The following is a 21,104-nucleotide window of genomic DNA, read 5'->3' as shown; positions in this document are numbered from 1 at the left end:
GATCAACTCCGCGCCGCCGCCGTCACCGGCAGCGTGGCGCGCAGCGTGAACCCGCCGTCCTCGTGCGGTTCGGCGCGCAGCTCGCCGCCGAGCAGCTCGACCCGCCTGCGCAGGCCGTCGAGACCGCGCCCCGCGCCCCGTTCGCCCGGACCGCCCGGACCGTTGCGGACGCAGACGCGCACCGCCTCGTCCTCGTCGCGCACCTCCACCTCGGCCGTCGCTCCCGGCGCGTGCCTGCGGGCGTTGGTCAGCCCCTCCTGCACCACCCGGTGCGCGGTCCGGGCGAGCACGGCGGGCAGGTCGCGTTCCGCTCCGGTGTCGGTGAACTCCACCGCCTGACCGGCGTCGCGCACCTGCTCCACCAGGTCGGACACCGATTCGGACTCCCCGGCGGCATGGCGCTCGGTCGCCGAATCGGGGTCGTCGAGCAGCGCCAGCAACCGGCGCAGCTCGGTCATCCCCGAGCCGCCGAGCTCGCCGATGCGCCGCCCCGCCTCCCGCGCCGCCGGATCCGAACTGCTCACGGCGAGCGCGTTGGCGTGCAGCACCAGCAAGGTCAGCACGTGCCCGAGGTTGTCGTGCATGTCCGCGGACAGCCGTTCCCGCTCCGCCGCCTGCTCCTGGCGGGCCACCGCGACCCGCTCCCGGGTCAGCGCCTCCGCCCGATCGCGGCGCGCCTGGGCGAGCCGCCGCGCCAGCACCGTCGCGATGCCGCCGAGCACCGGGGCGATCGCCGCCAGCGACGCGGCCGGCCCGAACGACTCGGTCCCCGCGCCCGCGACCACCGCGTAGGCCAGCACCGCCACCGCGGACGTCGCGATCTCCCACCGCGCGCGGGCCCGCTCGGCCACGCGCGCCGCCGCCCAGGACAGCGCCAGCGGCACCCACAGCACGGCGCCCGCGACCATCAGCGCGCGCCACGGCGTGTCCAGCAGGTACATCAGCGCCGCCACCAGGAGCACCGCGAGCAGCCCCAGGTGCGGGCGGGAGGCGGAACGGCCGATCACGACCGTCGCGGCGAGCTGCGCGACCACGCCCAGCGGCAGCGCCACCGGCAAACCGCCCTGCGCCGGATCGCCGGACAGCACCAGGTAGCCGAACGCGGCGCCCAGCACCGCCAGCGCCAGCGTGAGCCGGAACAGCACCCGGTGCGCGCGGCGGATTCGTGCCTCGTCGGTGCGGGGCGGCTCATCGCTGGTGACCACGCGGAGAGGATAGGCACCCGGCCGCCCGCACCGGCCGGTTCGGCGCGCGCTCGACTACTTTCGTCACCTGCTTCACGACTTCCGTCGCATCCGCGATGAGTTCCGCGGCCCGATCCGGTCCGAACACCCCGTAGGCGATTTCCGACCCACCTACAGTGGAACTCCCTGTTGGAGGCGGAAGGCCATGACCATGGCGAAGCACCTCGAAGACGACGAATTCCTGCGGCAGGCGGACCCGTTCCGGCGGGAACTGCTGGCGCACTGCTACCGGATGCTCGGGTCGGTGCACGACGCCGAGGACCTCGTGCAGGAGACCTACCTGCGCGCCTGGCGCGCCTACGACCGGTTCGACGGCCGGTCGTCGCTGCGCACCTGGCTGCACCGGATCGCGACCACCGCGTGCCTGACGGCGCTGGAGAGCAGGGGACGCAGACCGCTGCCCACCGGGCTCGGCAATCCCAGCTCCGATCCGGCGGAGGACCTGGTGGAACGCGGCGAAGTGCCCTGGCTGGAACCGGTGCCGGACGCGATGCTGCCCGCCGGGAACGACCCGGCCGACGTGGTGACCTCCCGGGAGCACACCCGGCTGGCGCTGGTCGCCGCGCTGCAGCACCTGCCGCCGCGGCAACGCGCGGTGCTGCTGCTGCGGGAGGTGCTGCGCTGGCGCGCGGCGGAGGTCGCCGAGCTGCTCGGCACCAGCACCGCGTCGGTCAACAGCAGCCTGCAACGCGCCCGCGCCCAGCTCGACCAGGTCGCGCCCGCTCCGGAGAGCACCACCGGTCCGGCCACGCCGCACCAGCGCGCCCTGCTGGAGCAGTGGGTCACCGCGTTCGAGGCGAAGGACGTGCCGACCATCGTCGAGCTGTTCACCTCCGACGCGGTGTGGGAGATGCCGCCGTTCACCGGCTGGTACCAGGGGCCGGAACCGATCGGCAGGCTCATCGCGCAGCGCTGCCCCGCGGGCCCCGGCGACATGCGGCTGGTCCGCACCGCCGCGAACGGCCAGCCCGCGTTCAGCGTGTACATGCGCGACGAGCGCGGCGATTTCCAGCCGTTCCAGCTGCAGGTGCTCACGATGCGCGGGGACCTCGTCGAGCACGTCGTCGCGTTCTCCGACGCCGCACTGTTCGAGACGTTCGGCCTGCCCGCGCAGCTGCTCGCCGACATCCGCGCGGCGCGCTGACCGCGCCGTGGAGCGGAACCCGGCGGCGCCGCGCGCGCTCGGCGGCGTCGCCCTGCTGGAACGCGCCGTGGACTACTTGGCAGGCGTGCTGCACGAGGTGCCGGTGGCGGCGCTGACCAGGCCGACGCCGTGCGCCGGATGGGACCTGCGGGCGCTGCTGGCGCACCTGGACGACTCGGTCGCGGTGCTCGGCGAGGCCGTCGGCGGCCGGATCGGGCTCGCCGCGCAGGCTCAGCCGGAAGCGGATCCGACGCGGTCGCTGCGGGACCGCTCCAGGCGGTTGCTCGGGGCGTGGAACGCGACGGTCGACGTCGACCCGGTGGCGGTGTTCGGCGCAGAAGTGCCCCGGTGCGTCGTCGTCGGCACCGGTGCGCTGGAGATCGCGGTGCACGGCTGGGACATCGCCCGCTCCAGCGGGCAACACCGGCCGCTGCCGACGGCGCTCGCCGACGACCTGCTGCCGCTGGTCGCGCTGCTCGTCGCCGACGAGGACCGGCCGGGCCGGTTCGAGGCGCCGATCGCGCTGCCGCCGGGCGCGAGCGCACCGGACCGCCTGCTGGGCTTCCTCGGCCGCGACCCGCGATGAATCCCGCCCGCGCGCACCGTCGGAACCGGAGACGGCCGCACGTCCGCTGGGGGTGACGTGCGGCCGTCTGCGGATCAGGTGAAGTCCGCGAGGCGGGCGGCGATCTCCTCCGGGGAGGGCATCGCGGCGATCTCGGCGGCGACCCGCTCGGCGACTTCGCGGGGCTTCTCGTCGGCCAGCAGGGCCCGCGCCGCGTCGTGCACCGCTTCCGCCGTGACCTCCGCGCCGAGCAGCTGCGCCCCCGCGCCGGCCGAGCTGATCGTCTCCGCGTTGCCGAACTGGTCCGCGCCCTGCGGCAAGACCAGCTGCGGCAGTCCCGCGCCCAGCGCGGCCAGCGTCGTTCCGCTGCCGCCGTGGTGCACCACCAGGTCGACGTGGTCCAGCAGCTCGGCCTGCGGCACCCATTCGTGCACCGACACGTTCGCGGGCAGCCCGCCCAGCGCGTCCGCCGCCACGCTCGGACCCGCCGCCACGATCACGTCCACGTCGAGGGTGGCGAGCCCGCCGATCGCCGCGCGCAGCACCGCCGGGTCGCCGAAACCCGTGCCCAGCGTCAGGTACACCAGCGGGCGCGTCCGCGGCCCCACCGCCTGCGGCGGCAGCTCGCCCCCGCCCGCGAACGGCACCGGGCGCAGCGGCGTCCGATCCACCGCGGCGAGGAATTCGGCGTCCTGCAGCGAAGCCGGGAAGATGTCCAGGTACGGATTGCCGACGGTGCGCAGATCTCCCGCGGGCAGCGCGATCCCGAACTCGTCGGCGATACCGCGCAGCGCCGCGTCGAAACCGGGGAAGTGCGCCGGGTTCTGCTTCCCGAACCCGTGGCAGACGCCGGGAATCCCGGCGTGCCGCGCGGCCAGGGCGGCGCCGTGGTTGCCCGCCTCGTGCACCACCAGGTCCGGGGTGAAGCCCTCCAGCACCGGCAGCAGATCGGCGGCGTAGCTGCGCGGCAGCTCGGCGCCGAACACCCGCACCACCAACGAGAGCCACTCGTCCGAACCGGGTTCCGGCCGGGTCGGGGAATTCCCGCTCGCGGCGGCGAAACCCGCGCCGATGGGCACGCCCACCGCTTCCGTTCGCAGTCCGAGACCGCTCAACGTCGGCTCGAACTGCGCGCCCGTGGCGAAGAGGACTTCATGTCCGTGCGCGCGTGCGGCGCGCGCCAACGGGACCAGTGGAAACACGTGACCATGAGCGGACAGGCTCGAAAGGAGAATGCGCACGAAGCCGACACTAGTCGCCGCGCGCAGGTGCGCGGCGAATTCCGCGCGAAAGCGGCGCCCGCATTCCGAAATGACCGGAAAGCCCCGGCGAATCTGATTCGAGCCGGGGTGATCGCGGCCCTCCTGCCACGATCACCCGGCCCCCAGTGCGGAAACCGCGGCACGGCCGCCGCGGTGGAGCCGTCGAAGGTCAGGCCGCGGCCTTCTCCTTGTCCGGCAGGTGAACCAGCAGCAAACCGATCGACGCGATGATCAGGTTCTGCAGCGCGGGCTGCAGACCGTTCCACTTGTCCGATTGCCACATCATGAACCACTCACCGCCGATGACGATGAATCCGCCGCCGAACAGCAGCACCTCCAGCAGCCAGCCGAAGCTGGCCAGCTGCCGCGCGCGTTCGACGGCCCGCGCGTCCGCGTGCGGGCGGACCCACGCGACGAGCGCCGCGATGAGCACCACCGAGATCAGAACCTCCCATCCGATCACCAGGATGTACGCGGTCGTCCCCAGTCCGGGATGCGTGATCGACCGCCACATCGCGTCGGGTGAATTGAAAGTCGTGTCCATTGCGAACACGTGCTGCACGAACTCCGCATTGGTTCCGAAGTCCGTGAGGTTGCCGAAGGCGACCAGCCCCATCTGCACGGCGGAGATGGCCACCATCACCGTGATCACCGCGCGCAGACTCCCCAACGTTGCCAGAAGACGCATGCGGCGGACTGTACGCAAGGTTCCGGTGACGAGACCCTTTACGTGCTGCTATCGCAATACTCCATGCTGGACACCGGCATCGGACGGACAACGGAGGAAACATGCGGGTGTGCCTGGTCTCGCACCGGTTGGGCGGGTTCGACGGGGTGAGCATCGAGGCCGCCAAGTGGATCTCCGCATTGCGCTCCCTGGGGCATCGGGTCACCCGGGCCGCCGGCCACTTCGTCGACCACGAACCGGGTGACGTGGAGGTCACCGGCATGTGGGCGGACCGCCCCGGCGGCGACCCGCCGCCCGTCGCGCACGGCACGATCCGACGGCTCTGCGCCGAGCACGACCTGCTGGTGCTGGACAACGCGGGTTCGCTCTGGAGCGCCCCCGACGCCTCCGCCGCTTGGCAGCGGCACGCGCTCGACGCGGCGATCCCGGTGATCCTGCGACACCACGACCCGGCTTGGCAGGGCACCCCGCTGCGCGCGGTCGACGGCGACACCGTGCCGCTGCACCACCCGGCGCACCTGCACGTCCTGATCAACGAGCGGACCGCGCGCGAATTCGCGGAGCGCTGGCCCGGACTGGACCGTGCCGGGGCGCTGCGCGTGGTGCACAACCGCGTCGACGTCGACGGGCTCGGCGGCGGCGACCGCGACGGCACCCGCTCGCGGCTCGGGGTCGCACCGGGCGAACTGCTGATCGTGCACCCGGCTCGGGTGGAGGGACCGAACAAGAACATCCCCGGCGCCGTCGCGTTCGCCGGCGCCCTCGACCGGCAGTGGGATTCCCCGGTGCGCTACTGGCTCACCGACGCCACCCCGGCTCCCGCCGGACCGGTGGCGGACGCGCTCGCCGCCGCGCCCGGTCCGCTGCGCGGCCACGTCGCCGAGCAGGCCGACATGTACGCGGCGGCCGACCTGGTGCTGCTGCCGTCGACGTGGGAGGGCTGGGGCCTGCCGGTCGCCGAGGCCGCCGCCGCCCGGCGGCTCGTCGTCGCGGGCCCGTACCCGGTGCTCGACGAACTCCGCGCCCTCGGCCTGCACGTCCCCTCCCCCGACGACGTGGCGGACATCGCCGAGCTGCTGCGCGACCCGGCCGCGACGGAGGCACGGCTCGACGCCAACCACACCGCCGTGCGCACCCACCTCGACGCGGCCGAACTCCCCACCGTCCTCACCGACCTCATCCACCAGTCCCGAACCCGCCCCACCACGGCCTGAGCCCACGCCGGCCGTTGTCACTAGTCCTGTCAGCGGCGAAGCCGCTGAGCAGCGACCACCAGAGCAACCGGCACCGCCGCGGGTTCTCAGCGTTCTTCTCGCGAGGACAGCTTTTTCCCTCGTGGCGGAGAGCCACTCGGGAAAAAGATCTCGCAGCGAGAGACCGGCTGAGGTTCCGCCACCCGACCACCAAGGCAAAAAGACCCCGACCCCAGAATCAAGCCATGACCGAGATTTTCGTTGTGCATCGGCGCGACCCGGACAACATCGGCGACATGGCGTGCCCGCCGTCGAACCACCCCGAGCACTTCCCGTGGCTGGCCGACGCCACCACGATCGACATCGAGCACGACATCCCGCGCTACGCGGACCGGCTGCGCCACGCCCACGTCATCTACGGCGGCGGCGGGCTCATCGGCACCGGGTTCTTCGACCGCCAGCTCGACCAGCTGATGGGGTTGCGCCCGCCGAAGCTCGTCGTCTGGGGCGCCGGGCACAACAACAACGAGCACCACACCATCACCGACCCCGGCTACCTGGACCGGTTCGACCTGGTCGGCCTGCGCGACCGGACCGGGCCCGGCCCGTACGAGTGGGTGCCGTGCGTGAGCGCGTTGCTGCCGCAGCTCGCCGACCCCGGTGAACCGCGGCACGAGATCGTCGCCTACCGCCACCGCGACCGGAAGCTCCCGTTCCCCGCCGACATCGACGGGTTGCCGCTGCTGACCAACCAGCACCACGACCTGGGCGAAACGCTGGAGTTCCTCGCCTCCGGCGCGACGGTGCTGACGAACTCGTACCACGGCGCCTACTGGGCGACCCTGATGCGCCGCCGGGTCGTGGTCGTCGATCCGTTCGCCTCGAAGTTCTTCGGCTTCCACCACCCCGTGCCGGTCGTGTCCGGGGACGGCTGGCGCGACGCGCTCGCCGACACCCGGACGCACCCCGACGCGCTGCGGGAATGCCGCGAGACGGTGCTCGACTTCGGCGATCGGGTGCGGCGGCTGTTCGGCCGCTAGCTCACTCGCACGGCGGTGCGTACGGGACCTGCGGGATCATCTGCTCCCACTGGGCGCGCGTCAGCACGCCCCGCGTGGTGTCGCAGATCCGCTCCACGGCCCGGTCGACGTCGAGGTCCCACAGGTAGGCGGTGTTGTCGCCGCTGGCGGACGCCACGAACCCGCCGTTCGGGCTGAACGCCACCGAATGCACCGCCGCGCGGTGCGCGCTGAGCGAGATGCCGATCGGCTCGGCGTGCTCGGGGTCCTCGACGTTCCACAACCGGACGGTGCGGTCCTCGCTACCGGTCGCCAGGGTCTTGCCGTCCGGGCTGAACTCGGCCGACTTGACGTTCTGGGAGTGCCCGAGCAGCGGCGATCCGAGCTCTTCCGGTGCGGCCGGGTTCTCGATGTTCCACAGCCGCACCGCCTTGTCCCCACCGGTGGTGGCGAGGGTCCGCCCGTCCGGGCTGAACACCGCGGAGTACGTCGCCGAGTCGTCCATGTCCCACGGCCGCCCCACGAGCGCGGGGTGCTCCCGGTCGGCGACGTTCCACAACCGGACGGTGCCGTCGCTGCTGGCGGTCGCCAGCAGCCGCCCGTCCGGGCTGAACCGGGCGCTGTTGATGTAGCCGCGGTGCCCGAGCAGCGGAGTCCCGACCCGCACCGGGTGCGCCGGGTCCTCGACGTTCCACAGCTGGGCGCTGAGGTCGTCGTTGCCGGTGACCAGCGTCCGCCCGTCCGGGCTGAACGCCACCTCCCCCATGTACCGGGTGCCGACCTCCAGCGGGGCGCCGAGCGGTTTCGGCGCCGCCGGATCGCGCATGTCCCACAACCGCACCGTCCCGGCTCCGCCGCCGGTCGCCAGCACCTGCCCGTCCGGGCTGAACGCCGCCGCGTACACCGAACCGACCGGGCCGGAGTAGACCGTCAGCGGAGCGCCCAGCGGACGCGGCAGCCGCGGGTTCGTCGTGTCCCACACCTGCACCGTGCGGTCTTCGCTCGCGGTGATGAGGACCTTGCCGTCCGGGCGGTACACCGCGTCGTTCACGCTCGAGCTGTGCCCGGCGAGGACCTGCTCCGGCACCGACCACAACCGCACGGCCCCGTCGTCGCCGCCGGTGGCCAGCGTGCGCCCGTCCGGGCTGAAGCCGACGGCGAACACCGTGCTGCTGCCCGCGCTGAGGCTCTGCCCGATCTGCGTCGCGTTCGACGGGTCGGTCACGTTCCACAGCAACGCCGAGCTGTCCGCGCTGCCGGAGGCCAGCGTCCGACCGTCCGGGCTGAACTTCACCGACCACACCGGCGCGTCGTGCCCGATGAGGGCGGGCCCGAGCTGGCGCACGTCGCCCGGGTCGTGCACGTCCCACAGCCGGATCGTCTTGTCGACGCTGCCGGAGGCCAGCGTCCGCCCGTCCGGGCTGAACGCCACCGAGTGCATGCCTTCGGTGTGCCCTTCCAGCGGCGCCCCGATCGGCACCGGCCGAGCCGGGTCGGCCACGTTCCACAGCCGGATGGTCCGGTCGTCACCGCTGGTCGCCAGCGTCCGCCCGTCCGGGCTGTAGGCCAAGGTCCGCACCTGCGCGGTGTGCCCCGTCAGCGGGCCGCCCAGCGGTGCGGGGTGGGCCGGGTCGGCGACGTTCCACAACCGCGCGGTCTTGTTCTCGTTCGCCGTGGCCAGGGTGCGCCCGTCCGGGCTGAACTCGATCAGGTAGATCGTGCCGTCGTCGGCGCTCAGCGGGGCTCCGAGCGGCTTCGGGCGAGCGGGATCGGCCACGTCGTAGAGGCGGACGCGGTGGTCGTCGCCCGCCGCCGCCAGCGTCCGCCCGTCCGGGCTGAACACGGCCGACGTCACCCAGCTGCCGAAGTCCCGAAGCGGCTCGCCCAGGGCCTTCGGCCGGTTCCGGTCGGTGACGTCCCACAGCCGCACGGTCCGGTCGTAGCCGGCGGTCACGAGCGTCCGGCCGTCCGGGCTGAACGTGGTCAGGTAGATCGAGCTCTGGTGCCCGTGCAGCGGCGTGCCCAGCGCGGAGTTCTGGGTGGACAGCAGGCGGGTGTCCACCGCCGGGTCGTCCGGCCGGAGCCGCTTGGCCACCAGGTCCAGCTTCGCCGCCGCGGAGGGATCGACCGGTTGTAACCGGTCGGCCTGCGCGAGCACCTGGCGGAACTCGGCGTCGTCGCGCTCGCGGACCGCCAGCACCGCCGCCACCGCGGCCACCGCGGCGAATACGCACACCGCCGCCGCCGTGGCCCGCCGGAACCAGCCCGTCCGGCGCAGGTGCCGCAGCGAGGCGGCGAGGAACTCGTGGCTGACCGCCGAGAGCTCCGCCGAATCCACCTGCGCCGCCCAGTGCCGGGCGGTTTCCAGCCGCGCCCCGCGGTAGAGCAGCGAGACGTCCCGATCTTCCTGGCGCCACGCTTCCGCGTCGCGTTCCAGCCGCTGCCGCGCCAGGTTCCCCGCGCGGTCCTGGTCGATCCAGCCGCGCAACCGGGGCCACGCGTACAGCAGCGCCTCGTGGCTGATCTCGGCCGATTCGGAGTCCAGCGTCACCAGCCGCGCCGCCGTCAGCACGTTGAGCGCCTGCCGGGCCGCTTCGCGGTTCTCGGCGTGCTCGACGATCTCCGCGTACGTCGCGCGCCTGCGGGTGTCCTGGGTGTCCTCGCCGACGTGCACCAGCCGCAGCAGCACCTGCCGCGCCGCGGCCTGCCCGTCCTCGGCGAGCTCCGCCCACGCCCGTTCCGCGGTGGCGGCCACCGCACCTTGGATGCCGCCCGCCGCGCGGTACCCGGCGATGGTGAGCTTGCCGCTCTGCCTGCGCTGCCAGGTCACCAGCAGCGCGTGTGAGAGCAGCGGCAGCGCCCCCGCGTCGTACGCCCGCTGCGACGGCTTGCCGTAGGCGCGGCCCACGCTCACCCCGAGGTCGCGCAGCAGCACGTCCACCAGGCCCGGTTCGATCTGCAGCCCGGTGGCCTTCGCGGGGCCCGTGATGGCTTTGCGCAGTTCGGCGACGGTCATCGCGCCGAGCACCATCTGCCGGTGCTGCAGCGCTTCCGCGAGCTCGGGGAAGTCCAGGCACCGCGCGTAGAAGTCGGCGCGCAACCCCAGCACCACCAGCCCCGGCGAGGTGCCGCCCGCGAATCCCGTGGTGCAGCAGGCCTGCAGGACCCGGACGAACAGGGCTCGCCGGTGCTCGTCCCGGCACACCGTGAACGTCTCCTCGAACTGGTCCACCACCAGGACCAGCCGGGCCTCGTCACCGACCGCGTCCCGCACGTGCCCGGCGACGGCGTCGCGCACCGACTCCGCGAACCGGAATTCCTCGTCGGAGTCGTCGTCGTCCGATTCCGCGTCGTCACGCTCCGCTGCGGCCAGGACCTCGTTGAGCTCGGGGATCAGCTCGGTCAGCGAGCGCAGCGGATCCTCGCCCGGCGTCATCGTCCGCACCGGCCACGAGGAGGACCCCTGGTCCGCCAGCGCCCCACCGGTCAGCGCTGGGAGCAGGCCCGCCCCCAGCAGCGAGGACTTCCCCGCTCCCGAAGCGCCGACGAGCATCGTGATGCCGCCGTCGTCGGCCGCGGTGGCGAGCCGCTCCACCAGCGTGGTGGTGGCGCGTTCCCGGCCGAAGAACCATCCGGAGTCGCCCTCGTGGAACGCGGCCAGCCCGCGGTACGGGCAGAGCCCTTCGTCGGTCGGCAGGCCGCCGTCCGGCCGAGTCCCGTTCGTCTCACCGGTTTCGGCCGCAGGTGGCGCCTCCGGCGCGGCCAGCGGGCTGGTCAGCGCTTCCTCCCACCGGGCCCGCCACACCGCCAGGTCGTAGAGTCCGTCCACCGGGGGCTGCGGCTGGTTCTTCCGCGCCTCGCCGATCAGGATCTCCAGCACCACCGACAGGGCCGCGAACCTGGCGGGCACGTTGCGTCCCCGGCGCCAGTCGCTGATCCGCTGGGCCGTCGAACGGATCGGCCTGCCCCGCTCGTCGAGCCGCCGGACCCGTTCCACGGCGTCGGCGACCCGCTTCAGCGGTGGATCTCCGGCCGTGACGTAGAGCAGGGCGAACCGTTCCGCGAACAGCGCACGAGTGCCGGAGCCCGCCGCCGAAGTTCCCGCTTTCCGGTCCGTCATCCCCGTCCTCCTCCGGTCCGGATCCGGACCGGAAAATCCGGTACCCGCCGTTGAGCAGGTACTTCACCGAGCTCCGGACGCGAGCTGGTCCACGTCCGCTCCGTTGCCTGCCATGCTCTGTCACATGCTGCGCCGAACGGGCCACGGACGGTCGAGCGCGCGAATCGTCCGAAGGATCCGGACAGCAGTCAAGTGGCGGGAGGTGTGCCGCTGAGGTGCCTGGGGGTTTCGTCAGCGGCACACCACACCACATGGCCTCGCCGATAGCAGGCGAAGTCCGACCCGTCACGACCCGCATCGAACCGACCGCCACCGACGATCACGAGAGTACGCGGAGATACCCCGACCACCCACGGTGGTCGGGGTATCCGCCTTGCCGGAAACCGGACCCGACCCGAACGGCGAAACCGCACCGCAGAATGGCGACGACCGAACGGGCGCAACGGTTGCATCACTTGGAGTAACGACCCTAATGGGACCGGACCGGGCCTCTCGTGGGCGGCGGCCGGGGCTCGGCGAGTTCGCTGCACGCGGATCCTGCGCGACCGGCGAGCCGGCGCGGATCACGCCGCGCGGCGCGGAGTTCCGCGCGGTGCACGCGCGGTTCGTGGTGCCCCCGGTCGGGATCGAACCGACACTCTGACGAGTTTAAGTCGTCTGCCTCTGCCAATTGGGCTACGGGGGCTGGGTCCTCAGCGCACGTCCGGGGACGCGCGTCCTGGACACCGGCTCGGTACCGCCGGGCCGGATCTCGGTCGCCGGATCGGACGCACCGACTCTGCACCTGGTTCCCGGTGATCGAAAACCGCCGAGCAGAGCAAGCCGTGCCCCCGTCCGCGCGGTGCTCGACCGCGGACGCGGATCATCGGTCCCACCGCGGCGCCGGAGCGGACGCGGCGAGGTGTTCGAACCGCTCCCCGACCCAGGCGTGCACCGCGGTGGAGACCGCGTCGTCCTGGGCCCGGTGCTCGAACCAGCGCCAATCGCAGTTGACGTTGACCTCCAGGAACACGTGCTCCGAACCGGTGGCCAGCAGGTCGAACGCGGCCACGTGCAGCCGCCAGAACCGGCACAGCGCCAGCAGCCGCGTCACCAGGCCGGAGGGCAGTTCGATCCGCTCCACCACGACCGAATCCGGATCCACCCACAGCTGCGCCGGGTCGAGCTTGTCCACCCGGTAGCCGATGACCTCGTCGCCCACCACGAACGCGCGGATCTCGTGCTCGGAGTCCACGAACTGCTGCACCAGCACCGGCGCGGGCTCCCTGGCCTCGGCGGAGTGGCGGATGTCCAGTGGGCGCGGGAAAAGGCCGCGCAGCGCGCCGGGTTCGGGCTCCAGCATGTGGTGTCCGGCGGTCTTGACGATGCACCGGCCACCGCCCGGCCGGCTGCGCCCGGGCAGGGTCGTCACCGCGGTCCGCGGCACCAGGAAACCGAACGCGGTGGCGTCGCGCAGCTGCGTGAGCCGATCCAGGTGCGAGCTGGAGCGCACCGGATTGATCTGCTCCCAGTCGGCCCGGCAGGACAGCCAGTTCGACACCGCGCGCCACTGCTCGCGGACGTAGGCACCGTGCACCGTCGTCGGGTCGACCGGCAGCGCGGTGATGTCGAAGTGCCGCCGCCACACCACGACGGGCCGCAGCAGCCAGCGCTCGAACTCGATCAGCGGGGTGTCGGTGTAGACGGTGAGCGCGATGTCCAGGCAGCGGTCGGCGTCGATGCGGACCATCCGGATGCCGCGCTCCGCCAGGGCGAGCGACAGCTCGTTCATCTCCATGTCCGCGGCCCGCGCCAGCACCAGCACGCACGGGATCGGGTCACCGTCGCCGTCGTTGACCAGGTCCGCGCTGTGCACGCGTTCCTGGAAGTCGAGGCTGGTGTCGTCGGAGCGGAAGAAGTAGTCCTGCCCCTGCAGCAGCAGCGGGCCGGGCCGGAAGTCAGCGGTGGACGGGCCGGGGATGGGGCCGAACGGGTGCGCGAAGTCGTCCGCCCCCTCGGTCATAGCCCCAGTCCTCCTGCGATGCCGCGATCATCGGTGGCCGGTGATGCGGGTCGGCGTCAATCGTCCTTCTTGCGGAACACCTCGGACGCGGCCTGGTACTCGGTCGCGAAATCGGCGAGCGGGCCGTCCTGCACTTCGCCGCTGCGCAGCAGAGCCGCTAACTCCTGGAGAGTCAAAGGATTCACCCCTTCCCCACGTGAGGCATCCTTTCAGGTGAAGACGCCCCGTCAGTCTTCGATTACTCGCTACTCATTGTCAAGGGTAGCGGGTCACCTGATCGCCTGCACGGAGCAGTCCCCAACTCGGACGCGAATCACCGCGTGCTCAGGGAGCACGCGGTGATCACTCGGAGTGCGGATCAGCTCGCAGCGGCCCGCTCGAAGTCGGCCTTCGGGTTCTGGATCTGACCCATCGACACGGCTTCCCGCTTGAACAGGAACGCCAGCGTCCAGTCGATGACGATCCGCATCTTGCGGTTGAACGTGGGCATCCGGCTCACGTGGTACGTGCGGTGCATGAACCACGCGATGAAGCCCTTGGCCTTGAAGCCGTAGACGTCGGCGACGCCCTTGTAGAGCCCGAGGCCCGCCACCGAACCGGCGTAGGCGTGGCGGTACTCCTTGGTGGGCTTGTTGCGCAGGCTCGCCAGCAGGTTCTTGCCGAGCTGGTTGGCCTGGCGCACCGCGTGCTGCGCGGACGGGGCACAGGTCGCGTTCGGGTCGTCGTCGATCTTCGACAGGTCCGGGACCGCGGAGCAGTCACCGGCGGCCCACACGCCCGGCAGGCCTTCGACCTGGAGGTGCGAGGTGGACTTGATCCGGCCGCGCTCGTCGAGCGGCAGGTCGGTGTTCTTGAGCACCGGGTTCGCCTTGACGCCCGCGTTCCACACCAAGGTGTCGGTGTCGAACTCGGTCCCGTCGGAGAGCATGGCGTGCCCGCCCTCGACGGACTTCAGGAAGGTGTTCAGGTAGACCTGAATGCCGCGCTCTTCCAGGGCCTTGACGACGTAGACGCCCATCTTCTCGCTGACCTCGGGCATCACGCGCCCGGCGGCCTCGACGAGGACCCACCGCATGTCTTCCGGCGAGATGGACTCGTAGTAGCGGGTGGCGTAGCGGGCCATGTCCTCCAGCTCCGCCAACGCCTCGGCGCCGGCGAATCCGCCGCCGACGAAGGTGAAGGTGAGCAGCCGCTTGCGCAGCTCCTCGTCGGAGGTGTTGGCCGCGGCGTCCATCTTCGCCAGCACGTGGTTGCGCAGGTAGATGGCCTCACCGACGGTCTTGAGGCTGATGCCTTGTTCCGCCAGGCCGGGGATGGGCAGAAGTCGGGACACCGAACCGAGCGCCACGACGAGGACGTCGTAGGCAAGCTCTTCGGGGCCTGTCTGCGGGTTCTCGATCGTCACGACCTGATCGGCGTGCTTGATCTCGGTGACACTGGCGGTGATCACATGGCACCGCTTCAGGACTCGTCGCAGTGGCGCTACCACGTGGCGAGGCTCGACCGAGCCCGCTGCCGCTTCCGGAAGGAAGGGCTGGTAGGTCATGTGCGGCTGAGGGTCGACCACGGTGACGGAGGCTTCGCGACGCCCCAGCTTCGACTGAAGCTGAAGTGCCGTGTACATGCCTACATAGCCGCCGCCGAGGATGAGAATCCGGGTGGGTTCGGATTTACCAGCCATGCCGACATGGTCGCACCACTGGAGTGGGACACACTCCGCAGACCCCCCCTAATGTGACGCCAGTCGCGCGTGGCACTGATCACGATCAACAGGCTGTGCGCGGACGGCTGCGCTCGGTATGGATCGCGCGGTGGACGAGAGGGCCGGAGTGATCGCCACCCTACCGACTTTTGCGGCCGGAAAGCCAACTCGCCGCAGCATCTCCCGCGTTCCGGCGACTTCGGCGATTGTTCGGCTTTCAGCGGCACTGACCAGGTGAATCACTGCCAGCTTGATCAACGCGGCCGCTGATTCGACCGAAGACCACGCAGACTTTCGATCACAACACCAGTGGTCAGACGACCTGAACCGGTACCGATCATCTGACGCGGCAACATCGGTCACGAACACCGGTCACGCCTGCGCGATGGCCACCCGTGGCCGACCCGCTCGCCGGACCGCCCCGCCGCCGCGTTCGTCCATGAAAATCTCCTCTCCTGCCTGCACTTTCGCGGTCTCCGACATCCCCGACGGCTCGACTTCCCCGAGCACCGCAAGTTCCGCGAGCAGGCGACGCATCACCTCGGGCACCGCGGTGAGCAGCACGACCGGACGGGCGCACCGCAGTGCGGTCGCCGCAACGATGGCGTCCACTGTGGACTCGGTCCGCGCATCCACATCGACACCTGACCGTTCGGCCTGATCACCCGGTCCGCGGGCCGAGCGCTTTCCCGCAAGTCGAGCGATCTCCGAAATCACGGGCAGCACAGTGATCCGAGCGAGCACCTCGTCGAGCGCCGCCCCGACCGCATCCCCGCGCAACGACTCGGCGAGCGTCACCGCGCTGATGACCACCCGCGCTCGGCGCTCACGAGCGATCTCCAGATGCGCGCGGACTCGTGCACCACCCGCGGCGAGCTCGGCCACCGCGGATCCGTCCAAGATCAGCGTTCCGCCCGCCGCTATTCGCGGTCCGCCCATGCGCACCTCGCCTCCGCCAACGCCGTCGCCGAAACCGGGCCGTGTTCGCCCTCCATCAGGTCGGCGAGCTCCGCGAGCAGGTCCAGTTCCAGCTGTCGCGCCACCGCGTCCGTGACGTACTGGCTGAACCCGCCCGGCCCGGCCCGGCGCTGCACCGCCGCGGTGAGGTCCTCCGGGATCGACACGCTCACCTTGCGCGCCCGACCCGACGTCCGGATCTCACCGGCCGCCGCGGGCAGCACGACATCGGCGGTACCGGGCGGTGGATCCGCCGCCCGGTACCGGTCGAGCAGCTCCGCCAGCCGATCCGCCAATTCGGGCAACTTCCGCCCTTGCAGAGCAGGGGTCCGCAGGTCGCCTTCGCCGTTCGTCTCCGCATCCATGACTCGATGCTACCGGCGGTGGTAACCGCCGATCCAGCACCGAACCCGCAGATCACCCCATCAAGTGATCAGCGTCGACAGCGCCGTTCCGATCAAGCGGACGGCAGGACGTCACCGGTCTCTAGCAGGGTCTTGAGGTCCGAGAGCAGCCGCGGCCAGCCCTCGCCGATCATCTCCAGCACCGTGCTGCCCGGGGCGGACCTGCCGGGTTCGTGCTGCTCGCCCCTCGAGCCGAGACCTGCCCGTCAGGTGCGCCCGGTCGCTGACGCAGCCGACGCAGGCACGTCCGCGCGCGAGGGGATCATTCGAGCCAGCTTCGCTGGCTGAAGTCCTCGTCCTCCTCCGGCACCTCGGGACGCGACCGGTTCGGCGGTGCCGCGGTCCGCTCCTGCTCGCGCAGTTCGGCGAACTGCTGCTCGCCGGTCTTGGCCAGCTCGGAGCGTTCCTGCTCGGAGAGCTTGTCGTAGTCCTCCGCACCTTTGCGGACCAGCGGGTCGAGCGCGGCCGAGAAAGCATCCGAGGTGAACGCGTCCCGAAGCCCCTGCTTCCCGGCCAGCACGTCGTCGACCAGACGCTTGAAGTTCGGGTCGTCGACCTTGTCCCGCAGCACGCCCAGCGAGTTCTTCAGGTGCTTCGACAACGCCACGTCGCCACGCGCCACGTCGAGCGTGGCCTCGTCCTCTTCCCGCACGTCACACCCCGGGGTGGTGGTAGCCGGATTCGGGCAGCTCGTGCTGGTCCAGGTCCCGCAGCGCGGTGGCGTAGCCCGCGACCAGGCCGACGAAACCCTGGGCGGCGTTCCACGCGATCGTGTGCGCCTGCAGTGCCTGACCCCACACCCCCATCGCCTTGGTCAAGGTCGCCGCGAACGCCGCCCCGGACAGGACCGGGCCGATGACGGTCCAGCTGCTCGCAGCCGCGGCGGCGAGTTCCAGGCCCATCGCGATCAGCAGGTCCAACAACATCTCGAGGAAGCTCTTGATCGAGTTCGCGGCCTCGTACATGCCGACCGCCATGTCGTTGAACTGCGAGGAGAGCTGGCGCAACGTCTCTTCCTGCGCGCTGATCGCCTTGCTCAACTCACCGAAGTAGGCGGCAGCACCGTCGGCTGCGATACCCGTCCAGTCGTGCGCGACCCCGTCCATCCCGGTGGTGTTGGCACGGGCGAACTCGACGTTGAACTCGGCCAAGTTCTCCAGCGCCACCCCGGCCTTCTGCACGGTTTCCCAGTCACCGGCGAACTGCTCGGCGACCCAGGCCCACGGATTCGTCCCGCACACCATGTCCGCGGCCTGACCGACCCAGTAGGACAAGCTGATGTACTGGCTCGCCCCGAGCACGTTCTCGACCAGGTCGGGTATCGGATCGGACGGCGTCGGCGCGGTCAGCACCGACGCAGGTGAATCCCCCATCGCGGAAACCTCTGATTCTCATTCGTAGGAGCGGTCGAGCCGCTCGGCTTGGTCGCTGTCGGTGTCCCGGTAGAACTGCGCGGCCTTGTCCACCTCGGAGGACGCGGTTCGCTGCAATTCCGCCAACTTCCGGTAGTTGGCGGTCAAGGCCGCCTTCGCGTCCTCTGCCGCCTCGACCGCCGTGACGAACATGCGCCCCTCGGAGTAGCCGAAACTGATCCACTCCTCGACGTAGTCGACGGCCTTGTTGGCGTCGCTGACGCGTTCACCAAGACTGCTGGCGAAGTCACCGATGCTCTTCGGATCCGCGGTGAAACCCATCTCAGCGCGGTACTCCTTCCCCCAGATGTGCGCTCCCGCGAGTGCCCGGCGGGCAGCCGCACCCTCGCAGGAAACCGCTTGGCGGCTGCTTTTTACCACACCGATAGAGTGAAATGTCCGTCTCGTCGTACGGGGGTCAACATGCGGAAGAACGAGCTGCCGGAGCAGGTCAGAGTGCCCGCGCAGGTGGCGGAGACCCCTGGCGCGCTGCCGGGGTGCTGCGCTCGGCACGGGCGGAATTCGGCCCGCTCGGTCGATTTCGCCCTCCAGTCGCGCGCCGAACCACAGGGCAGCCGAGCCATGAGCGCCAACCCGCTCGGCGTGGCGGGCAGGCTCGGTGAACGCGCGCAGAAGGTGCGGATCACCAGAGTGCGCGATTGGCCGCTGTGCACGACGTGCGCTCGGCAGCGGACCGCCGGGCTGGTGCTGGCGAACGCGCTGTTCTGGGGCGGGGTGGTGCTGATCGCCGGGGCGCTTGCGGCGCGGCTGATCACCGGGGTGCAGAGCCCTGCCCTCGGCGCGGCGTTGCTCGGCGGCTTCTTCGCGGCGATCGTCTCGGTCGTGCCGTTCGTGCTCGGATCGCTGCCCCGGATCACCGGCGCGCGCACCTCGGAGGACGGTTCCGAAGTCGTGCTGACGGCCCCGCACCCGGCGTTCGTCACCGCACTGCGCACCGCTGACGACCACTCCGCCTGATACGTGCCCCCGGCGGTGCCGTGGAGATCAGCCCGGATCGATCGGCCTCCGTCGGCCAGCGACCGCGATCAGCCGAGGCCCGCCAGGTCTTTCGCCTGTTCCAGGACGGTGCGCAGCATCGCCGGTGTCATCAGCTTGGTCTGCACGTTGCGCCGGCTGACGTGGTAGCAGCCGAGCAGGTGGAGATCTCGGCCGCCGTCGGTGGCGGGGAGGACGACTTGGGCGGCGTGCCCGAACTTGGGGCGCGGCGCGGGCACCTGCCACGCCGCCGCCCCCAGCACCGGCAGCACGGCCTGCCAGCCGAAACCGCCGAGCACCAGCACCACCCGCACCGTCTCGCGCAGCAGCAGGAGTTCGCGCGCCAGCCACGGGCGGCACGTGTCGCGCTCGGCGGGAGTCGGCTTGTTCTCCGGTGGGGCGCACCGGACCGGCGCGGTGATCCTGGTGCCGCGCAAGGACAATCCGTCGCCGAGCCGGTGCGCGTCCGGTTGCGAGGCGAGACCGACGTCGTAGAGGGCCTGGTAGAGCACGTCACCGGAAGGATCACCGGTGAACATCCGGCCGGTCCGGTTCGCGCCGTGCGCGGCGGGAGCGAGACCGACGATCGCGATCGCCGCGTCCGGCGGGCCGAAACCGGGAACCGGGCGACCCCAGTAGGTGTCGCCGCGGAACGCCGCCCGCTTCTCCCGCGCGACCCGCTCGCGCCACTCGACCAGCCGCGGGCACGCCGCGCAGTGCGGCACCGCGTCGTCGAGGTCTCCGAGGTCGCGGGCACCGCGCGCCGCGCCGGCGGGGTCGGTGACGGGGTCGTCGATCAGCTCGGGGATCACGCGTCCACCGTCGCAGAATCCGCGCCGGGGCGCGGGTTCCGGCACGTAGAGTTCGGTCATGGCAGCCACCGAAACGAGCACCGGCGAAGCCGGGCAGGAAACGACGACCCCGGCGGAGCCGGCGGATGACCTGGTCAGCACGCACCACACGATCACCGCGGACGGCGGTGAGCTCTCCTACACGGCCACGACCGGCCGCATCGTGCTGCGCGAAGAGGCGACCACCGACGGCAAGTTCGACGGGCTCAAGGCGAAGGCCGAAGTCCACCTGACCTCCTACGTCGTGGACAGCGCCGAGCCGCGCCCGGTGACCTTCGCCTTCAACGGCGGTCCCGGATCGGCGAGCGTGTGGCTGCACCTCGGGGTGCTGGGGCCGCGACGAGTGGTGTCCGGGGACACCGGGTCGCTCGCCGCCCCGCCCTACGGGCTCGCCGACAACCCGGAAACCCTGCTGGCGCACAGCGACCTGGTGTTCATCGACCCCGTCTCCACCGGGTACTCCCGCGCGGTCAACGGCGGCGAACCCGCCGACTTCCACGGCTACCAGCGCGACATCGAATCGGTCGGTGAGGTCATCCGGCTGTGGACCTCGCGCAACGGGCGCTGGTTGTCGCCGAAGTACCTCGCGGGCGAGTCGTACGGCACGCTGCGCGCGGCGGCGCTCGCCGAGCACCTCCAGGACCGCCACGGGCTGTACCTCAACGGGCTGCTGCTGATCTCGTCCGTGCTGGACATGGGCACGATCCGGTTCACCGACGGCAACGACCTGCCGTACCAGCTGTACCTGCCGACGTACGCGGCCATCGCGCACCACCACGGCAGGCACGGCGACCGGCCGCTGCGGGAAGTGCTGGACGAGGCGGAGAAGTTCGCCTCCGGGGACTACGCGTGGGCGCTGTCCCGCGGCGCGCGGCTACCCGCGTTCGAGCGCGCCGACATCATCCGGCGCACCGCGGAGCTCACCGGCCTGTCCGAGGAGTACGTGGACCGCGCGAACCTGCGCATCGAGCACCTGCGGTTCTTCACCGAGCTGCTGCGCGACGAGCGGCGCACCGTGGGCCGCATGGACGGGCGCTTCCTCGGCTGGGAACCCGACTCCGCGGGGGAACGCCTCACCGACGATCCGAGCGTGTCCGGGATCATCGGCGCCTATTCGGCGGCGATCAACCACTACCTGCGCCAGGAACTCGACTACGCCAACGACCTGCCCTACGCATTGCTGAGCAATCGGGTGCAGCCGTGGTCGTACAAGGAGTTCGAAGGTTCCTCGGTCTCGGTGGTGGACAAGCTGGGGGCCGCGATGCGCGCCAATCCGCATCTGCGGGTGCACGTCGCCGCCGGTTACACCGACGGCGCGACGCCGTATTACGCCGCGGAGCACGTGCTGGCCCGGCTGCCGATTCCGGAGGAGCTGCGCGCGAACATCGACGTCCGCTACTACGACGCGGGCCACATGATGTACGTGCACGAGCCGTCCCGGCTCCAGCAGTCCGCTGATCTGGCCGAATTCATCCGGCAGGACTCCTAGCCGGCGATTCCGGGGCCGCCTGCCGCAGATGCGCGGGCGGCCCCGGACGACGGTGC

18 protein-coding genes and 1 tRNA gene are annotated in these 21,104 nt (G+C 71.3%); 6 read left to right on the top strand and 13 right to left on the bottom strand.

Features of this window, described 5'->3' with window-relative positions:
• Positions 1–2 precede the first annotated feature (2 nt).
• The gene (locus ACWD38_RS15325; protein WP_450124280.1) at positions 3–1,205 is read right to left on the bottom strand and encodes a sensor histidine kinase; all 1,203 of its coding nucleotides are present in this window, start codon (positions 1,203–1,205) and stop codon (positions 3–5) included.
• A gap of 184 nt (positions 1,206–1,389) precedes the next feature.
• Here ACWD38_RS15325 and ACWD38_RS15320 point away from each other — a divergent pair, with 184 nt between their 5' ends.
• Positions 1,390–2,388 (top strand): sigma-70 family RNA polymerase sigma factor, encoded by a 999-nt coding sequence (locus ACWD38_RS15320; RefSeq protein ID WP_450124279.1) that lies wholly within the window; start codon positions 1,390–1,392, stop codon positions 2,386–2,388.
• 7 nt (positions 2,389–2,395) lie between these two features.
• Positions 2,396–2,974 (top strand): TIGR03086 family metal-binding protein, encoded by a 579-nt coding sequence (locus ACWD38_RS15315; RefSeq protein WP_450124278.1) that lies wholly within the window; start codon positions 2,396–2,398, stop codon positions 2,972–2,974.
• Positions 2,975–3,048: 74 nt separating this feature from the next.
• Here ACWD38_RS15315 and ACWD38_RS15310 read toward each other — a convergent pair whose 3' ends face one another.
• Entirely contained in the window at positions 3,049–4,137 is a 1,089-nt protein-coding gene (locus ACWD38_RS15310; protein WP_246456658.1) for a glycosyltransferase, read from the bottom strand.
• Positions 4,138–4,384: 247 nt separating this feature from the next.
• On the bottom strand, positions 4,385–4,903 hold the full coding sequence (locus tag ACWD38_RS15305) for a DUF2165 domain-containing protein (protein ID WP_184484661.1): 519 nt from the start codon (positions 4,901–4,903) through the stop codon (positions 4,385–4,387).
• 101 nt (positions 4,904–5,004) lie between these two features.
• Between ACWD38_RS15305 and ACWD38_RS15300 the strand changes: the two genes are divergently transcribed.
• Together ACWD38_RS15300 and ACWD38_RS15295 are read left to right on the top strand one after the other, a co-directional pair.
• On the top strand, positions 5,005–6,117 hold the full coding sequence (locus ACWD38_RS15300; RefSeq protein ID WP_450124277.1) for a glycosyltransferase: 1,113 nt from the start codon (positions 5,005–5,007) through the stop codon (positions 6,115–6,117).
• Positions 6,118–6,341: 224 nt separating this feature from the next.
• Positions 6,342–7,136 carry a polysaccharide pyruvyl transferase family protein gene (locus ACWD38_RS15295; RefSeq protein ID WP_450124276.1) on the top strand — a complete coding sequence of 265 codons (795 nt, stop codon included), beginning with the start codon at positions 6,342–6,344 and terminating at the stop codon, positions 7,134–7,136.
• A 1-nt stretch (position 7,137) separates the two neighbouring features.
• On the opposite strand, the gene ACWD38_RS15290 is transcribed toward ACWD38_RS15295, so the two are convergent.
• From ACWD38_RS15290 to ACWD38_RS15250, 9 genes are all read right to left on the bottom strand, one after another.
• Entirely contained in the window at positions 7,138–11,235 is a 4,098-nt protein-coding gene (locus tag ACWD38_RS15290) for an nSTAND1 domain-containing NTPase (RefSeq protein WP_450124275.1), read from the bottom strand.
• A gap of 608 nt (positions 11,236–11,843) precedes the next feature.
• Positions 11,844–11,920 (bottom strand) — tRNA-Leu (locus tag ACWD38_RS15285).
• A 177-nt stretch (positions 11,921–12,097) separates the two neighbouring features.
• A complete protein-coding gene (locus tag ACWD38_RS15280; protein WP_184476741.1) occupies positions 12,098–13,237 on the bottom strand; it encodes an ATP-grasp domain-containing protein in 1,140 nt (379 codons plus the stop codon).
• 358 nt (positions 13,238–13,595) lie between these two features.
• Positions 13,596–14,918, bottom strand: a complete 1,323-nt coding sequence (locus tag ACWD38_RS15275) for an NAD(P)/FAD-dependent oxidoreductase (RefSeq protein WP_184476739.1) — start codon at positions 14,916–14,918, stop codon at positions 13,596–13,598.
• Positions 14,919–15,311: 393 nt separating this feature from the next.
• Entirely contained in the window at positions 15,312–15,824 is a 513-nt protein-coding gene (locus tag ACWD38_RS15270; RefSeq protein WP_450124274.1) for a type II toxin-antitoxin system VapC family toxin, read from the bottom strand.
• A 35-nt stretch (positions 15,825–15,859) separates the two neighbouring features.
• The gene (locus ACWD38_RS15265; protein WP_450124273.1) at positions 15,860–16,261 is read right to left on the bottom strand and encodes a hypothetical protein; all 402 of its coding nucleotides are present in this window, start codon (positions 16,259–16,261) and stop codon (positions 15,860–15,862) included.
• A gap of 301 nt (positions 16,262–16,562) precedes the next feature.
• The gene (locus ACWD38_RS15260) at positions 16,563–16,952 is read right to left on the bottom strand and encodes a hypothetical protein (RefSeq protein WP_184476733.1); all 390 of its coding nucleotides are present in this window, start codon (positions 16,950–16,952) and stop codon (positions 16,563–16,565) included.
• 1 nt (position 16,953) lies between these two features.
• Positions 16,954–17,673 (bottom strand): hypothetical protein, encoded by a 720-nt coding sequence (locus ACWD38_RS15255; protein ID WP_184476731.1) that lies wholly within the window; start codon positions 17,671–17,673, stop codon positions 16,954–16,956.
• An 18-nt stretch (positions 17,674–17,691) separates the two neighbouring features.
• Positions 17,692–17,994, bottom strand: coding sequence for a type VII secretion target (locus ACWD38_RS15250; RefSeq protein ID WP_184476729.1), 303 nt, complete (start codon positions 17,992–17,994; stop codon positions 17,692–17,694).
• Positions 17,995–18,135: 141 nt separating this feature from the next.
• Here ACWD38_RS15250 and ACWD38_RS15245 point away from each other — a divergent pair, with 141 nt between their 5' ends.
• Positions 18,136–18,690, top strand: coding sequence for a hypothetical protein (locus tag ACWD38_RS15245; protein ID WP_184476727.1), 555 nt, complete (start codon positions 18,136–18,138; stop codon positions 18,688–18,690).
• Positions 18,691–18,758: 68 nt separating this feature from the next.
• Here the strand turns inward: ACWD38_RS15245 and ACWD38_RS15240 are convergent, their stop codons facing one another.
• Positions 18,759–19,580, bottom strand: coding sequence for a uracil-DNA glycosylase (locus ACWD38_RS15240; RefSeq protein ID WP_450124272.1), 822 nt, complete (start codon positions 19,578–19,580; stop codon positions 18,759–18,761).
• Here ACWD38_RS15240 and ACWD38_RS15235 point away from each other — a divergent pair.
• The gene (locus tag ACWD38_RS15235) at positions 19,579–21,048 is read left to right on the top strand and encodes a S10 family peptidase (RefSeq protein ID WP_184476723.1); all 1,470 of its coding nucleotides are present in this window, start codon (positions 19,579–19,581) and stop codon (positions 21,046–21,048) included. The genes ACWD38_RS15240 and ACWD38_RS15235 overlap by 2 nt on opposite strands.
• Positions 21,049–21,104: the final 56 nt, after the last annotated feature.

The organism is Saccharopolyspora sp. NPDC002578 (assembly GCF_053592695.1).
Note: the sequence above shows the minus strand (reverse complement) of the source record. Positions and strands in the feature narration are given on the sequence as shown.

Coding starts and splice junctions, on each gene's coding strand:
- ACWD38_RS15275 (WP_184476739.1), bottom strand. CDS start 14,918: ATGGCTGGTAAATCCGAACCCACCCGGATTCTCATCCTCGGCGGCGGC.
- ACWD38_RS15240 (WP_450124272.1), bottom strand. CDS start 19,580: ATGACCGAACTCTACGTGCCGGAACCCGCGCCCCGGCGCGGATTCTGC.
- ACWD38_RS15245 (WP_184476727.1), top strand. CDS start 18,136: ATGCGGAAGAACGAGCTGCCGGAGCAGGTCAGAGTGCCCGCGCAGGTG.
- ACWD38_RS15320 (WP_450124279.1), top strand. CDS start 1,390: ATGACCATGGCGAAGCACCTCGAAGACGACGAATTCCTGCGGCAGGCG.
- ACWD38_RS15235 (WP_184476723.1), top strand. CDS start 19,579: ATGGCAGCCACCGAAACGAGCACCGGCGAAGCCGGGCAGGAAACGACG.
- ACWD38_RS15305 (WP_184484661.1), bottom strand. CDS start 4,903: ATGCGTCTTCTGGCAACGTTGGGGAGTCTGCGCGCGGTGATCACGGTG.
- ACWD38_RS15300 (WP_450124277.1), top strand. CDS start 5,005: ATGCGGGTGTGCCTGGTCTCGCACCGGTTGGGCGGGTTCGACGGGGTG.
- ACWD38_RS15290 (WP_450124275.1), bottom strand. CDS start 11,235: ATGACGGACCGGAAAGCGGGAACTTCGGCGGCGGGCTCCGGCACTCGT.
- ACWD38_RS15265 (WP_450124273.1), bottom strand. CDS start 16,261: ATGGATGCGGAGACGAACGGCGAAGGCGACCTGCGGACCCCTGCTCTG.
- ACWD38_RS15280 (WP_184476741.1), bottom strand. CDS start 13,237: ATGACCGAGGGGGCGGACGACTTCGCGCACCCGTTCGGCCCCATCCCC.
- ACWD38_RS15255 (WP_184476731.1), bottom strand. CDS start 17,673: ATGGGGGATTCACCTGCGTCGGTGCTGACCGCGCCGACGCCGTCCGAT.
- ACWD38_RS15250 (WP_184476729.1), bottom strand. CDS start 17,994: ATGGGTTTCACCGCGGATCCGAAGAGCATCGGTGACTTCGCCAGCAGT.
- ACWD38_RS15295 (WP_450124276.1), top strand. CDS start 6,342: ATGACCGAGATTTTCGTTGTGCATCGGCGCGACCCGGACAACATCGGC.